This window comes from Gammaproteobacteria bacterium, from assembly GCA_019748175.1.
Lineage (GTDB): Bacteria > Pseudomonadota > Gammaproteobacteria > JAIEPX01 > JAIEPX01 > JAIEPX01.
Genome location: JAIEPX010000011.1, coordinates 69334 through 83939 on the forward strand (window position 1 = coordinate 69334; position 14606 = coordinate 83939).

16 protein-coding genes are annotated in these 14606 nt (G+C 40.7%); 13 read left to right on the forward strand and 3 right to left on the reverse strand.

Features of this window, described 5'->3' with window-relative positions; all coding sequences use genetic code 11:
• The first annotated feature begins 441 nt into the window (after positions 1-441).
• Positions 442-1407 (forward strand): RluA family pseudouridine synthase, encoded by a 966-nt coding sequence (locus K2X50_05970; protein ID MBX9586786.1) that lies wholly within the window; start codon positions 442-444, stop codon positions 1405-1407.
• Between the two features lie 473 nt (positions 1408-1880).
• On the opposite strand, the gene K2X50_05975 is transcribed toward K2X50_05970, so the two are convergent.
• Positions 1881-2444, reverse strand: a complete 564-nt coding sequence (locus K2X50_05975; GenBank protein MBX9586787.1) for a DotI/IcmL family type IV secretion protein — start codon at positions 2442-2444, stop codon at positions 1881-1883.
• 251 nt (positions 2445-2695) lie between these two features.
• Between K2X50_05975 and K2X50_05980 the strand changes: the two genes are divergently transcribed.
• The 12 genes from K2X50_05980 (at position 2696) to K2X50_06035 (ending at position 12226) form a co-directional block, all read left to right on the forward strand.
• Positions 2696-3217: a YceD family protein gene (locus K2X50_05980; GenBank protein ID MBX9586788.1), complete on the forward strand. Its 522-nt coding sequence runs from the start codon at positions 2696-2698 to the stop codon at positions 3215-3217.
• Between the two features lie 64 nt (positions 3218-3281).
• A complete protein-coding gene (gene rpmF / locus K2X50_05985) occupies positions 3282-3479 on the forward strand; it encodes a 50S ribosomal protein L32 (GenBank protein MBX9586789.1) in 198 nt (65 codons plus the stop codon).
• Positions 3480-3484: 5 nt separating this feature from the next.
• The gene (plsX, locus tag K2X50_05990; protein ID MBX9586790.1) at positions 3485-4519 is read left to right on the forward strand and encodes a phosphate acyltransferase PlsX; all 1035 of its coding nucleotides are present in this window, start codon (positions 3485-3487) and stop codon (positions 4517-4519) included.
• Positions 4520-4652: 133 nt separating this feature from the next.
• Positions 4653-5585, forward strand: a complete 933-nt coding sequence (fabD, locus tag K2X50_05995; protein ID MBX9586791.1) for an ACP S-malonyltransferase — start codon at positions 4653-4655, stop codon at positions 5583-5585.
• A gap of 12 nt (positions 5586-5597) precedes the next feature.
• The gene (fabG, locus tag K2X50_06000) at positions 5598-6341 is read left to right on the forward strand and encodes a 3-oxoacyl-ACP reductase FabG (GenBank protein MBX9586792.1); all 744 of its coding nucleotides are present in this window, start codon (positions 5598-5600) and stop codon (positions 6339-6341) included.
• Between the two features lie 65 nt (positions 6342-6406).
• Complete coding sequence (locus K2X50_06005; GenBank protein ID MBX9586793.1) at positions 6407-6805, forward strand: hypothetical protein; 399 nt, start codon at positions 6407-6409, stop codon at positions 6803-6805.
• A 412-nt stretch (positions 6806-7217) separates the two neighbouring features.
• Positions 7218-7487 carry an acyl carrier protein gene (gene acpP, locus K2X50_06010; GenBank protein MBX9586794.1) on the forward strand — a complete coding sequence of 90 codons (270 nt, stop codon included), beginning with the start codon at positions 7218-7220 and terminating at the stop codon, positions 7485-7487.
• Positions 7488-7539: 52 nt separating this feature from the next.
• Positions 7540-8778 (forward strand): beta-ketoacyl-ACP synthase II, encoded by a 1239-nt coding sequence (fabF, locus tag K2X50_06015; GenBank protein ID MBX9586795.1) that lies wholly within the window; start codon positions 7540-7542, stop codon positions 8776-8778.
• 3 nt (positions 8779-8781) lie between these two features.
• Positions 8782-9822, forward strand: coding sequence for an endolytic transglycosylase MltG (gene mltG / locus K2X50_06020; protein MBX9586796.1), 1041 nt, complete (start codon positions 8782-8784; stop codon positions 9820-9822).
• Positions 9819-10460 carry a dTMP kinase gene (tmk, locus tag K2X50_06025; protein MBX9586797.1) on the forward strand — a complete coding sequence of 214 codons (642 nt, stop codon included), beginning with the start codon at positions 9819-9821 and terminating at the stop codon, positions 10458-10460. Before mltG ends, tmk begins: the two co-directional genes overlap by 4 nt.
• Complete coding sequence (locus tag K2X50_06030) at positions 10457-11437, forward strand: DNA polymerase III subunit delta' (GenBank protein ID MBX9586798.1); 981 nt, start codon at positions 10457-10459, stop codon at positions 11435-11437. Before tmk ends, K2X50_06030 begins: the two co-directional genes overlap by 4 nt.
• 3 nt (positions 11438-11440) lie before the next feature.
• Entirely contained in the window at positions 11441-12226 is a 786-nt protein-coding gene (locus K2X50_06035) for a TatD family hydrolase (GenBank protein MBX9586799.1), read from the forward strand.
• Between the two features lie 15 nt (positions 12227-12241).
• Here K2X50_06035 and K2X50_06040 read toward each other — a convergent pair whose 3' ends face one another.
• Positions 12242-13585 (reverse strand): hypothetical protein, encoded by a 1344-nt coding sequence (locus K2X50_06040; GenBank protein MBX9586800.1) that lies wholly within the window; start codon positions 13583-13585, stop codon positions 12242-12244.
• Positions 13586-13805: 220 nt separating this feature from the next.
• Positions 13806-14606, reverse strand: coding sequence for a MetQ/NlpA family ABC transporter substrate-binding protein (locus K2X50_06045; protein MBX9586801.1), 801 nt, complete (start codon positions 14604-14606; stop codon positions 13806-13808).

Below are 14606 nucleotides of genomic sequence, written 5' to 3' on the forward strand. Positions count from 1 at the left end.
GTCAGTACCGCGATAAGGGATACCGGCCTAAGAGCTAGGGAGCGTGCTCTCACTTGCAGAGATTGCACGTCGTGATGTAGAAATGGTATACGGGGATATTATATTTAACCTTGTATTTTCTGTTCTAGTAGATCCTTCCATCATCACATTCTCTAAAGTTTTCAAATTCCTAGAATTCGCTCAACTTATTTTAGCTCCGCCGAATCTTTCTCAGCGCGATGCGTTTAATTTTCATTGTGGAATCCTCCACAATACCCATTCGTTTCAGCTGTACCTCATTACTTGAGGACCGCTGCAATCCAATAAAATCACTCATTTGCGCATTTTTATGGTAAACTGTACTTTGCGCGTTTCAATGTAAAACTCATTATAACAAACTTTCTAGTTGAAGGCAAATTAGCGATACTCCCATAAAGGGGGATTTCAGGTTAATTTTGAGGGGTGGTTTTGGCTGACAAATCGTTCGTCCAAGTTCAAAGTATCATCGTTGATGAGGGATCTGATCAGCAACGCATTGATAACTTCTTGGTTAAAATATGCAAGGGTGTTCCGAAGTCTCGATTATATCGGGCCCTTCGTGCGGGTGAAGTTCGCGTCAATAAGGGGCGAATTGGCGCCGATTATCGTCTAAAAATAGGTGATGTGGTGCGAATTCCGCCGTTACGGAGAAGAGAAGCCCCCCCTCTTATTGATATCAAAAAAGCGCATCGAAAACTCAAGGACCTTGAGCAAGAGATAATTTTTGAAGACCAAGATATTTTGGTGCTAAATAAACCCTCTGGCATAGCTGTGCATGGCGGGAGCGGGGTGGTGTTGGGTGTGATTGAAACCCTCCGATTATTAAGGCCTCATGCAAAAATGTTGGAACTGGTTCATCGGCTTGATCGGGATACTTCAGGCTGTTTATTGATTAGTAAAAAATCCAGTATAAACAAAAATATACAAGCACAATTTAAAGCTAAAACGGTTAAAAAGACTTATCTTATGTTAGTTCACGGACGATGTGAATTTGATCGTAAAAAGGTCGATTTACCCTTATTACGAGATGTATTGGTTTCGGGGGAGCGGATGGTTAAAGTGAATCCCAACGGTAAAGAATGTGTTACACACTTTAAAGTATTAAAACGTTTTATGCACTCAACCTTACTGCTTGCGAGCCCCTTAACGGGGCGCACTCATCAATTACGTGTTCACGCCAAAGCCATTGGGCATCCCATAATCGGTGATACAAAATACGGTGATCGTGAACGTGATAAGATTCTAAAAGGACCCCTTAGACACCGTTTATATCTCCATGCCGCCAGTTTGTGCTTCCAAGATCCTCGTACTAACGAACCTGTAACATTTTGTGCGGTGCTTGAGCCTAGTTTTGCCCAGCAACTCAAGACGCAGCGCCATCATCCCTAAAAATATAGGTAAGGATACGGGGTATCTAGTATTATACCAATTTATCGGTTTACCACGTTACACTTATTGATATAGACAATGGATACCCGATTGTAAGTGTATATGATTTAGGTTGAATATTGCCGGCTAGCTTATTGAGTATATTCATGATGTTTGAATACCAACTTTGAAGTTTATTATTTAATGTGTTCCAGAACAAATTTAGCTTTATTATATTCGTATTTGAAGATTGTAAGACTGAATTTGTCAGGTAGTTTATTTTACTGATCGTTAATATCAAATCTGAGAAAGCTTTATTAGGGTTATTTTTACAGATTTTATCGATATTTTCGAATGAATTATCTATATCGTCCACCAAGCCAGAGTCCCAATTTTCGTCATTCATAGGGGAGTTATTCCATAATCAATAAATATCCAAAGATTTATAGTAGTTAGCCAGATTAAAAAATTAAGCTAAACTTTTCTTTCATCTTTTAATAGGGTTTTGCGATGAATTGATCGATGGCTATCCCATTTTTGTTGTTAGGAGCATCAGTGCGGCGCAACATCATGGTGACCATCAATTTTTGCTCAACAGTCCTTCCAGTTTCTGCCTGATAGTGAACGAGTAGAGCGACTTGAACTTGCCATTTGTAGGTATTTAAATCAACACCTTCCCATAGAATTTTAGGGGGCTCGAGTGGTGTTGAAGTGACGGTAATTCGTTCATTTTTGACTCTTTCAATGTTGCCGGACTTTCTGAGGGCATTGTAGTAGTGAATCCATCCCAAAGGAGTAAAATAATGTGAATAATCGTTTAACCACATATCGACATTGTTATGGTTATAATAGAATGATAATACAGCAGCATCACGCACCCAGTTGACGAGTGTGACAGGTTGTATCATGGGATTGCGTAGATTAGGATTGTTAGGCGTGATTTCTTTCAAGATAACGCCGGCCGGTTGATTGAGAGCGGGATTTGCATGAACGGTTGCTAAGCCGAGTGTGAGAATCATCAGCACAGCGACCAGCGCAGTGTTTAAAAATCGAGTCATGGTATCTCCTTATACTACAAAAATCGACGAACAACTTCCCTCAGGATATAACGACAGCATCTCCCGGTCAAGGAATTTGGGTGTTTTGGCAGCTCACTGCCCTGTATTCAGGGGTGTTGATTTTAAAACCCCTCATCGCGAAAGGAAGCTGTTCTATCACCTTGAAGGCATAGATTTTCTTTGGACAGGAATTGCGGATATAAGTATTTATTCTTTGACACAATACCTATAAATTAAGTATCATTTGAGGGATGGCGACTGTAGTTTTACCGAAAAATATTAATCCCGTTCAATTAGCAAAGCATAATGAAGAGATTCAAGGTCAATTACCTTTGCAACAATGTGAACGATTAATGCCCCTCTTGAAAGAATCGGGGGGTAGTGTTGACTTTTCATTGCATTTTATGCACGATGCTGCGATGCGGACGATAGTGCGTATGAGTGTGAGTGCTGAGTGCATATTAGAGTGTGGGCGGTGTTTACAGCCGATGCCTTATCCGATTGCGCATTCAGTCGAGTTGGCTGTAGTGGCCGATAACGACGCAATAGCAGAGTTGCCGGAATCTTATGAGCCTTTGCTAGTGACTGAAAGTGGTGTGGATTTAGGATCGCTCATCGAAGATGAGTTGTTGTTGAATTTACCTGTAATGCCGAGTCATTCAGAAGGTGAGTGTTCGGTCTCGTTACCCAGCCAGTGGATGAGTAGCGGGCCTGATGAGCAGAGCAATCCCTTTGCGGTTCTGAAGAAACTCAGCGATTCTCGTGGAAGTTAACCCGAGTGATAGCAGAATCAAGCTTTGCTTGATTCATGCAATAAACATGTGAGGAGTGTAATAAATGGCAGTACCTAAGAGTAGAATTCCCCCGCGAAGACGCGGAAATAGACGAGCACATAGTGCGTTAAGCGATCCAGCGATCACGATTGATCAAACTTCTGGTGAAACTCATCGAAGACACCATATGACGGCTGATGGCTATTATAAGGGTCGACAAGTCGTTGAAAAAGCGGAACTTTCGGCTGACGACGAAGAGTAAGCACCTTGGAATATACCACCATTGCCATTGATGCAATGGGCGGTGACTATGGCACCATAGTCACTGTTCCTGCTGCGTTAAAAGCCTTGGCACAACATCCAGAATTGCGATTAATTTTGGTGGGTGATCAATACGAATTAGAATCTCAACTTACCCATCACGCGTTTGCGAATCGCATCGAGATTCAGTCGGCATCCCAAAATGTAACTATGGAAGATTTGCCGTCTGTTGCGCTGCGTTCAAAAAAAGATTCATCGATGAGAGTGGCCATCAATTTAGTGAAAGAGGGACGAGCTCAAGCCTGCGTTAGTGCGGGAAATACTGGTGCACTTATGGCTATTGCTCGTTTTGTACTAAAGACGCTACCTGGTGTCGATCGACCAGCAATAATCGCTTCGTTACCCACAATGATTGAGAACAAAGAAGTTCGAGTATTAGATTTGGGTGCCAATGTCGATTCAACCGCGGAACATTTATTTCAATTTGCGATTATGGGTTCATTATTGTGTAAGGCGGTGGATAACATTGATAATCCGCGCGTTGGGTTATTGAATATTGGCTCTGAAGAAATGAAAGGGAATGACCAAGTCAAAGAAGCTGCACAGCGATTAATAGAAAGTGATACGATAAATTATGTGGGCTATATTGAAGGTGATGCCATTTTTTCTGGTAAGGTGGATGTGGTTGTGTGTGATGGATTTGTAGGAAATGTTGCTTTAAAAACCTTAGAAGGTGCAGCAAAATTATTCGCACATTATCTCAAAGAATCCTATCGATTTAATTTGTGGTCAAAATTCCTAGCTTTACTTTCACGACCGATTTTCACACGATTAAAATATGCCATCGATCCAGGTCGCCGTAATGGAGCCAGTTTATTGGGATTACGGGGCATTGTGATTAAAAGTCATGGCGGTGCAGATGTAGGCGCTTTTACTTATGCTATTTCGGAAGCTATGCTACAAGTGCGTATGAATGTGCGAGAAAGAATTGAACATTTAGTTGCAGAGACTTTAAATAATACATCACTCTCGGAAGAATAATATTGTCGAGTTCGAGAAACTTTTGTGACAAAATTCTTTTCTCTCAGTAATGATCAAATGTGAGATGTGTGATTATTATACTTAGATTTCGCGATTGGAATTTAGGTGAAAAAGGTTTTGAGGAGTTAATATCATGCAAAAAGAATTAGGGATCATTTTTCCGGGGCAAGGTTCTCAATCAGTTGGAATGTTGATGAGTCTTGTTGATCAATACCCCATTATTCAGTCCACTTTTTCAGAAGCTAATCAGCATTTAGGCTATGATTTAAGTAATATTATTGCGCAAGGTCCTGAAGATAAATTAAATTCAACCGAAATTACTCAGCCTGCTTTATTAGCAGCCAGCGTTGCATTGTGGCGAGTTGTGAATGAAAAAAAAGCCATGATGCCTGCTTTTTTAGCAGGACATAGTTTAGGTGAATACAGTGCGTTGGTGTGCGCTGAGGCCATTGATTTTGGTGATGCATTAAAATTAGTGCGCGCACGAGGCCAATATATGCAAGAGGCGGTGCCCGTAGGATTTGGTGCAATGGCTGCAATTATTGGACTCGACAACGAGCGCATTGCCGCGCTTTGTGAAGAAGCCGCTCAAGGCGAAGTGGTTTCTCCTGCCAATTTTAATGCGATTGGGCAAACTGTTGTGGCGGGTGAAAACGCCGCTGTTGAGCGATTAATTGATTTGGCAAAAATTGCTGGAGCGAAATTAGCGAAAAAAATTCCGGTGAGTGTGCCGTCACATTGTGAGCTGATGAAATCAGCAAAAATAAAATTAATTACTGCTTTGGCTGATATTAAAATTTCTATTCCAAAAATTAAAGTGATTCACAATGTGGATATAGCAAGTCATTCGCATCCTGATGATATTCGTCATGCATTAGCCGAACAATTAGATCATCCTGTGCGATGGGTAGAAACGATTCAGATGCTTTCACAAAATGGAATCAAAACATTATGGGAATGTGGTCCTGGAAAAGTGTTGGCAGGATTAGTAAAGCGAATTGATAATGCTATTGTGGTGAATGATTTAAGTGCAGAAACGCAATTGATTACCGTGTTGGAAAAATAGGAGGATAGTGACATGTCTGAGCAAAATAGAGTGGCATTAGTGACAGGAGCGACGCGAGGAATTGGCAAAGCGATCGCATTAGAACTAGCGAAAAAAGGTGTTAGCGTTGTTGGAACAGCGACCAGTGAAGCAGGTGCAGAATCGATCACTGCTTATTTTTCAGCTGCAGGATTTAATGGAGTGGGGGTAGTGTTAAATGTCACAAATCCTGATTCTATTCAAACTGCATTAACTACAGTCGAACAAAAATTCGGTGCGCCAGAAATTCTGGTGAATAATGCGGGAATAACGCGTGATAATTTATTGCTGAGAATGAAAGATGAAGAATGGGATGATGTCATTAATACTAATTTAACGGCGATTTTCCGTTTAACAAAAGCCTGCATTCGCGCAATGGTAAAAGCACGTTGGGGTCGTATTATTTCAATTAGCTCTGTTATAGGTGCCTCTGGAAATCCTGGGCAAGCCAACTACGCTGCTTCAAAAGCAGGGTTAATTGGCTTTAACAAATCCCTCGCGCAGGAAATTGCAACACGTGGCATCACCGCCAACGTAGTCGCGCCAGGCTATATCGCCTCCGACATGACCGCAGCATTAAATGACGAACAAAAAAATGCCATTTTAGAAAGAATTCCAATGCAACAAATTGGCCAGCCTCAAGACATCGCCAATGCCGTTGCCTTCCTTGCTTCCGATGCTGCTTCCTATATCACTGGCGTTACACTCCATGTGAACGGTGGCATGATCATGATTTAGAATCCTTCTTCATTTGAAGAAGATATGTCATAATACCGATTCAATTAACACTGAGTAGTATGATCATGATGAAGAAATCTCTTTCGGCAATTTTATTGATGAGCTTAGCATTATCAGCTTCTGCAGCTAATCTAATAGGTGGGGAAGAGACACAAATACTTGAATTTCATTTTACCTCACTTCCATATTCACCAGGGGAATTTTACTGTGAGGTACAACCCAATGTGCAATCTGTCACAGTAATGGCAACTAATCAGACGATTACCGGGTGTAGAATTGGCGTCTGTGTTTTTAATGGGCCAAACACCAGCAATATTCTCAATCAACTCTATTTCACCGCTCAGGATAGCACCTTCACCGGAGCTGGCTATAGTGTTATCAACATCGTGTATTCAGGCTCTAAAGACGACGTGCAGTGTTATAATGGCAAAGGTAATCGCGGCACTGAATATACTGGCCAGTAGAGCACAATTACACTGAGGGTCTTTGCGAAATTGTTCAGCGTGAATTTGACCTATTGTCATATCAATCGAATCTGGAGTGAGGCATGCAAGTTAGCATTGCGCTGACTAGACTTGGGCATGATGGCATGAGGTAACCAGAAACTAGGATAATCCGGCTTAAGGATTGATCATTCGTATACAATTTTACTGGGCTGAATGCATACACGCATGCCTGTCCGTATAAAAAATGCCTGGCGTTAAAAGCCGACGCTTTTTTTATATAATTACTCTTAGATTTATCGCTAATTTCACTATATATTTTCACTGACTAAAAGAAACTCTTGCAAGTTCTGGCTGTTTGAATACACTAGGCGGTTGGTGTTGAGTAAAACACCGACAATCTGTGTTTTGACAATTTTATGAGGATTAGTTAATGGGTGCAATTATTGAAGATCGTGACAACAAAGTTGCTGATAGAGTGATCAATATCATCGTTGAACAATTGGGTGTCAAATCCGAAGAAGTGGCTAGAACTTCTTTATTTATCGACGATCTCGGTGCTGATTCTTTAGACACTGTAGAATTAATCATGGCATTCGAAGATGAGTTCGAAATCGAAATTCCAGATGAAGAAGCTGAAAATATCACAACAGTTCAGCAAGCCATTGATTATATTCAAACTCACGTTAAAGATACTGCATAAGCTTACTCGCGGAAACCGCGAGGTTTACGCGTATATTTAGGGGGAAACCATCATGACTAGAAGACGCGTTGTAATTACCGGCGTAGGTATGGTTTCTCCACTGGGTCTTAATGTTGCAGATACCTGGTCAAATATTGTTGCGGGTAGATCAGGCGTTGGATTAATTACTGCGTTCGATGCCAGTGATTATTCTTCGAAAATCGTTGCAGCTGTTAAAGATTTTGATGTGTCTTTGTATATGGATGGAAAAGAAGCTCGACGAAATGATTTATTTATTCAGTTCGGTGTCGCAGCTGCTACTCAAGCCCTTGAAGATTCGGGTCTATCTGTCAATGAAGGTAATGCAGATCGAATTGGTGTGCTCATTGGCTCTGGTATTGGTGGCTTGCCTGGAATTGAACATACTCGTGATTTAGTTGCTGCGACGGGTCCGCGTAAAATTTCACCTTTTTTCATTCCTAGCGTTATTATTAATATGGTCGCTGGTATGATCTCAATCAAGTTCGGTTTGAAAGGACCTAATTTTTCAATTGTTTCTGCGTGCACAACGGCCAATCATAATATTGGCACTGCAGCACGAATGATTAGCTACGGCGATGCTGATGTATTTTTAACGGGTGGTACAGAAATGGCGACCACAACGTTAGGTGTTGGCGGATTTGCAGCATTACGCGCACTATCAACTCGAAATGACGAACCCGAAAAAGCGAGTCGACCTTGGGATCGTGATCGCGATGGATTTGTTTTGGGTGAAGGGGCTGGTGTGTTGGTTTTGGAAGAATACGAACACGCAAAAGCACGCGGTGCCAATATTTATGCTGAATTAGCAGGCTTTGGTATGAGCGCCGATGCATTTCATATCACGGCTCCAGATGATGAAGGCAAAGGATTTGTTAAAGCGATGATGAATACTTTACGTGATGCGGGAATGAATCCGGAAGATATTGACTACATTAATGCACATGGAACATCAACGCCGACAGGTGATGTACTTGAGGCAAGTTCTATTAAACAAACTTTTGGCGATCATGCAAATAAATTGGCTGTTAGTTCAACAAAATCAATGACAGGTCATTTGCTTGGTGCTGCTGGTGCAATTGAATCTATTTTTTCTGTACTTGCTATTCGCGATCAAATTTGTCCGCCCACGATTAATTTAGACAATCCTGACGAAGGATGTGATTTGAATTTTGTACCGCATACTGCACAAGAAAGAAAAATTCAGGCAGTATTATCCAATTCCTTTGGTTTTGGCGGAACCAACGGCAGTATTATTTTTAAGAAGATATAGAGTGTGAGATCATTCATCGCGAGCATAATTTTAATTAGTGTATTATTATGCGTAGGGATTGAGTGGTACGGTTTCAAGTTTGTTCCATCAAAAAATTCTCAAGTGGCTGAAGTGTTTATTCCGCCGGGTACTTCAATTCACGGCATTGCTAATATTCTGCATACTCAAGGTGTTCTTGAACGACCGAAAGCTTTTGTTTTTATGGCACGACTTGAAAATGTAACGAAGTACTTGAAAGCGGGCGAATATATAGTCCCAACCAATATCACTCCGTCGCAATTACTTCGTTTTTTAATGGCTGGAAAAGTTCGTTATCGTGAAATTACTTTTGTAGAAGGGTGGCGATTTGCTCAGCTGTTTGATGCCTTGGAAAAAAATCAGTACCTAAAACATGATTGTCTGGGAAAAACACCTGAAGAGATTATGGCGATGTTAGGCGCGCCAGACAAAAATCCCGAAGGACGTTTTTTTCCTAATACGTTTAAATTTGCGCGAGGAACGCGTGAGTCAACGATATTAAAAGAATCTTTTCAGATGATGTCTAAAGAATTGGCAAAAGCATGGGAACAACGTGTGCCTAATTTGCCGTATTTATCTCCTGATGAAGCGGTGATAGTGGCATCGCTTATCGAAAAAGAAACAGCTGTTGCTGAAGAGCGTGCTATTATTGCGGGTGTAATATTAAGACGGCTTCATAATAATATGCTTCTGCAAATAGACCCGACGGTCATTTATGCTTTAGGCTCACACTATACTGGGCAATTATCAAAAGAAGATTTAAAAATCAATTCTCCGTATAATACCTATTTATTTAAAGGGCTGCCGCCCACGGCAATAGCCATGCCGGGTTTGGCTTCTTTAAATGCGGCATTACATCCGGCTGATGGAGATGCCCTCTATTATGTGAGTAAAGGCGATGGCACTCATCAATTTACAGCGACACTTGCAGAACATCATGACGCGATCCACAAATTCCGTCATCGTGAGCAATCTAATAATGTCCCTTTGAAAACGATTAACACTGAGAAAGGTCATCCATCATGAAATTGACACAAGGATTGTTTATTACCATTGAAGGCACTGAAGGCATGGGGAAAAGCACTGTGATTGCTAGCCTCGCCGAATTTTTGAAAGAAAAAAAGTTTGATTATCTCTTAACCCGAGAACCTGGTGGTACTGAAATTGCCGAAAAAATTCGTCAAGTTATTTTGTCTCACTATGATGAAATTATGCACGCAGAAACCGAATTGTTATTGTATTTTGCGGGCCGCATTCAACATGTTCAGACCGTTGTTTTGCCTGCTAAAAATGCTGGAAAAATTGTTATTTCCGATCGTTTTACAGATGCTAGTTTTGCTTATCAAGGCGGTGGACGTCAAATTCCTGTTGAAAAAATTCGATTATTGGAACAACATTTCATCAATGATTTACAACCGGATTTAACATTACTGCTGGACGCTCCTATTGAAGTGGGATTAGATAGAATTGCTGCACGTGGAGAAAAAGATCGTATTGAAAATGAAACCATTACTTTTTTTGAGCGAGTTCGAGAGTCCTATCATCAACGTGCTCGCGATTATCCGGAACGTTTTCGATTAATTGATGCGCGCGGTTCTGTGAGTGAAGTGCAAGAAAGAGTACATCGTATTTTTGATGATTTTTTTAAACGAGGTGAGAAGTGATTGTACCTTGGTTGGAAAAAACATGGGAAAAAACCGTTAATACTTTGCATCAAGGTAAACTTCCCCACGCATTATTAATTTCTGGAAGTGCGGGGCTTGGTAAATCCGAATTTGCTGTTGAGCTTGCAAAAAAAATATTGTGTTCGAAAAAAGAGCCGCAAGCCTGCGGTCATTGTCATTCATGCCAATGGTTTGTCGCAAATAGTCATCCTGATTATTGGGCTATATCTCCAGAAGAAGACAAAAAACAAATTGGCATTGCACAAATTCGTGATCTCACAGAAGCGTTGAGCAAAACGAGTTATGGTCATTGTCAAGTTGTGGTGATTCATCCTGCTGAAGCAATGAATCGTGCCTCTGCGAATGCATTATTGAAAACTTTAGAAGAGCCGAGTGGGCAAGTGGTGATCTTGCTTGTCTGTGATCGTCCCGCAGGTTTGTTGCCTACTATTCGCAGTCGTTGTCAGGAAATTCGTGTGCAGCCGCCCTCTGACGAAAAAGCATTGCAATGGTTAACCTCGGAATTAAAATCGGATTTACCTAAACCAACTGAGTTAATGGCTTTGGCTGATGGATTGCCTGTGCAAGCGTTGCGTTTAGCAGAATCTGGAGAGTGGCAACACTATGATCAAATTGCAGCGGATTTTCTAGAGGTATTGCGTGGCAAATTATCGGTGCTTAAAGCGGCAGAAAAATGGGCCAAACAATCTGCAGAACAGGTGCTGACAATTATTTCTACAATGATACAAGACATGATTCGTTTATTACTCGGGTTGAAATCCTCGCAATTACAACATATTCATCGTGCTCAGGAAATGCAAAATATAATACCAGCGTTTACGCTTCATCAACTGTGGTCATTTTTAACAGAAATTTACACGTCTAAACGAAGAGTATTGAGCAGTTCAAATCCGAATGTTCAACTGTTGTTCGAATCGTTGTTGCTTTCGTTGCATCTTGAACAGCGGAGAAAATAATCGATGAAAAAAATATCATTAGTCGATACACATTGTCATTTGCATTGGTTAAGCGAAGCGCATAATCTTCCTCTTGAAGATCTGATGAAAAATGCAAAAGATTTTGGTGTGGAACATTTTCTGTGTGTGGCTATTACGTTTGATGATGTGCCAACCATCCTTGCGTTGGCTGAGCAATATCCCAATGTGTACGCTACGGTGGGATTACATCCTAATGAACCGCGAGAGCAAGAACCTTCTCTCGATGATTTAGTTAAAGCTGCGCAACATCCCCGCATAATCGCCATCGGTGAAACAGGATTAGATTATTTTCGCACTCAAGGTGATCATGCTGAACAACAAGCGCGTTTTCGACGACATATTCAGGCAGCAAAAATTACAAAATTGCCTTTGATTATTCACACACGTGATGCAGCAGAAGATACCCTACGAATTTTAAAAGAGGAGGGTGCTGATGAAGTGAAAGGCGTTATGCATTGCTTCACAGAAAATTTTACGGTTGCAGAAAAAGCGATGGAATTAGGATTTTATATTTCTCTCGCGGGCATCGTCACATTTAAAAATGCCACCGTTTTGCATGAGGTTGCTCAGAAAGTGCCATTAAATCGTTTACTGCTCGAAACAGATTGCCCTTATCTCGCACCTGTTCCCTATCGCGGAAAACCCAACCAGCCCGCCTATGTTCGTTATGTCGCTGAAAAAATTGCTGAGCTCAAAAATGTCACTGTTGAAGAGGTTGCGCATCAAACCACTCAAAACTTTTTTACGTTATTCGGCGTCGCGTCTTGACATATTTGGAGACGCTTACATTCCTAATTGTAAATGAGCTACCCGAGAAGGTTGACTAACCAGAGCTGAAAGCAATGCTACAACATTCTGATCATCGCCGATTCCATTGGGCAGCACATTTTCTTCATCAATTAACTCAAGTGCCACTGCATAAGGAACTTGATGACGTGGAATTTTATCTCGTATGAATTTTGCACAGAGTGTCCGTAATGGCAATGGGCCTGTATCATCTACGTGTTCGGGAAAGTTTGCGCAATACGTTAACAATAACTCTGGAAAGGAAATAGCTGACTCGTTGCTTGCGCAGTGGTGCTCATACATGCGCATCCAGTTTATCACTTCACAACTAAACTTTTTAGATTGAGAACATAAATAAAAAAGCCGTTCTAATCGACCAGTATTGTTTTGTAGATCAGTTTCGTGATTAGTGATAGCTGTGCATACGGCTACTAGATTTTGTTGTGTTAGCGGCATTAATCGATTGCCATCGTTATCGACTAGAACGAGCAAAAATCGTACAATGGTCAGATTTCTTCTTAGCAATCGTTTCAAATTATCAAGGAAATCTTCATAACGATGATTAAATAAATCAATATGCTGCTGACGAGCAAACTCATCCAGAATTTGGTGTTGATTAAATTCAGCGGCATAATTTATTTTATTCTGATTCAACTTGAAGAAATGTGTATATGTTATTAGGTGATGTTTTTCAGGGGTTGATTTCAGAAGTTTATGATCCGAATATAGAGCCTCATGTGAGATGTTATTTTTATGTGTTTTATAACTATCATAAGAAAAGAAAATTTGACTAATTAGTTCTGGGGTTAGATGTTTTTGCTTCCAGTACTCGCTTTTTATAGTGGGTGTCTTTTCATCAGGCAAAATTGCAAGTTTGTCTTCCCAAAAGTGAATTATTGTTTGTTTTTCTTGCTCAGCCAAAAAATGGTCAATAATTTTTATTAGATCTGCAACAATTGGCACTAATGTTTCTGGGGCTTCTATCAACAGTGTAAGAATCTCTTTACGAATACCAGCCGCCATAATTTTTTCTTTTAATGATTGCAGGCTAACGTGCAATCCTTGACATTGAATTGTATCGAATGGATATAAGCCTCTTCTGTTCGAATGGGTAGATAATAACTTAAAAGATATCAGCTGTTTATCTTTGGTTAGTTTAACTAATTCAAGTGAAGGTACTATATTAAAAGCGGCAAATATCTCTTCAGCCATGGCAAACATAACGGTTTGTACTGCTTCCTTTTTCTCAGGAGCTACCCAATATAGTTTTTCATTCATACTGCCCAGTAAGCAATTGCCAAAATATATGTCCGCGGTTTTGATTTCTTTTAATTTACTCATAGTTACTTACCTAATATAATAAAAACAGCGATTATATACCAAAAAATAATAAAATGCAAGCCGTGGAGAGTCGATTCGGCGTCAGGCTATAACTCGCATCGCAGTCTAACTTTTCAATTGATTCAAAACATATAACTGTTTCTTCATCAATATACTCGGCTTTATACGTAACTAAATCACAAATTTCTTAAAACCTCTCACAACTCAAGACGCGACACCGTTATTTCCAAGCAGGAATTGCCTGATTTTTGAAGATCTGCTCGGCTTTTTTGAGGACCTCCGGGGAGTGGAGGGCTTCGAGGAGTTGCTGGAATTTGGGATCATTTTTGTCGTCGGTGCGGACGGCGACAACGTTTGCGTAAGGGGAGTTTGCCGTTTCTTTGAGTAAGGCATTGTCTTTAGGATTGAGACCGGCGAGTAAAGCAAAATTGGTGTTGATCACAGCAATATCAACGTCGGGTAATACCCGTGGAAGTTGTGCAGCGTCGAGTTCTTTAAATTGAAAGTGTTTAGGATTTTTTTCAATGTCTTGGGGGCTGAGGGTGTCACTGTGTTTGGATTTTAGTGTGATGAGTCCACCTTGTTGCAAAAGAATTAAAGCACGTGTTTCGTTACTGGGGTCGTTGGGAACCGCAACGATGGCTTTGTCAGGAATTTGATTCAGTGTTTTCCATTTAGAGGAGTATACGCCAACAGGGTAAATAAACATTTTTCCAATGGTGACAATTGGATAATTTTTGGCTTTGACAGCAGCGTCTAAGTACGGCTGATGTTGAAACATATTGGCATCAATACTGCCATCAGCTAAAGCCTGGTTTGGCAATGAATAATCGTTGAATTCAACAATAACGATATTTAATTGAAATTTGTCTTCAGCGACTTTTTTAGCGACTTCCATTAATGCTGTTTCAGGACCCGCGATTGTGCCCACATATAATTCATTGTCACCTCGATGTTTATTACACGCTGTTGTAAAAATAGAAATCGTGATGAGTAGTCCGAGCAGCCTAAAAAATCGCAT

What these genes read in the sequence shown, in the direction of transcription:
- K2X50_05975 (MBX9586787.1), bottom strand. Translation starts at nt 2,444, where the DNA reads ATGACTCGATTTTTAAACACTGCGCTGGTCGCTGTGCTGATGATTCTC.
- K2X50_05980 (MBX9586788.1), top strand. Translation starts at nt 2,696, where the DNA reads ATGGCGACTGTAGTTTTACCGAAAAATATTAATCCCGTTCAATTAGCA.
- rpmF (MBX9586789.1), top strand. Translation starts at nt 3,282, where the DNA reads ATGGCAGTACCTAAGAGTAGAATTCCCCCGCGAAGACGCGGAAATAGA.
- fabD (MBX9586791.1), top strand. Translation starts at nt 4,653, where the DNA reads ATGCAAAAAGAATTAGGGATCATTTTTCCGGGGCAAGGTTCTCAATCA.
- fabG (MBX9586792.1), top strand. Translation starts at nt 5,598, where the DNA reads ATGTCTGAGCAAAATAGAGTGGCATTAGTGACAGGAGCGACGCGAGGA.
- K2X50_06005 (MBX9586793.1), top strand. Translation starts at nt 6,407, where the DNA reads ATGATGAAGAAATCTCTTTCGGCAATTTTATTGATGAGCTTAGCATTA.
- acpP (MBX9586794.1), top strand. Translation starts at nt 7,218, where the DNA reads ATGGGTGCAATTATTGAAGATCGTGACAACAAAGTTGCTGATAGAGTG.
- fabF (MBX9586795.1), top strand. Translation starts at nt 7,540, where the DNA reads ATGACTAGAAGACGCGTTGTAATTACCGGCGTAGGTATGGTTTCTCCA.
- tmk (MBX9586797.1), top strand. Translation starts at nt 9,819, where the DNA reads ATGAAATTGACACAAGGATTGTTTATTACCATTGAAGGCACTGAAGGC.
- K2X50_06035 (MBX9586799.1), top strand. Translation starts at nt 11,441, where the DNA reads ATGAAAAAAATATCATTAGTCGATACACATTGTCATTTGCATTGGTTA.
- K2X50_06040 (MBX9586800.1), bottom strand. Translation starts at nt 13,585, where the DNA reads ATGAGTAAATTAAAAGAAATCAAAACCGCGGACATATATTTTGGCAAT.
- K2X50_06045 (MBX9586801.1), bottom strand. Translation starts at nt 14,606, where the DNA reads ATGCGATTTTTTAGGCTGCTCGGACTACTCATCACGATTTCTATTTTT.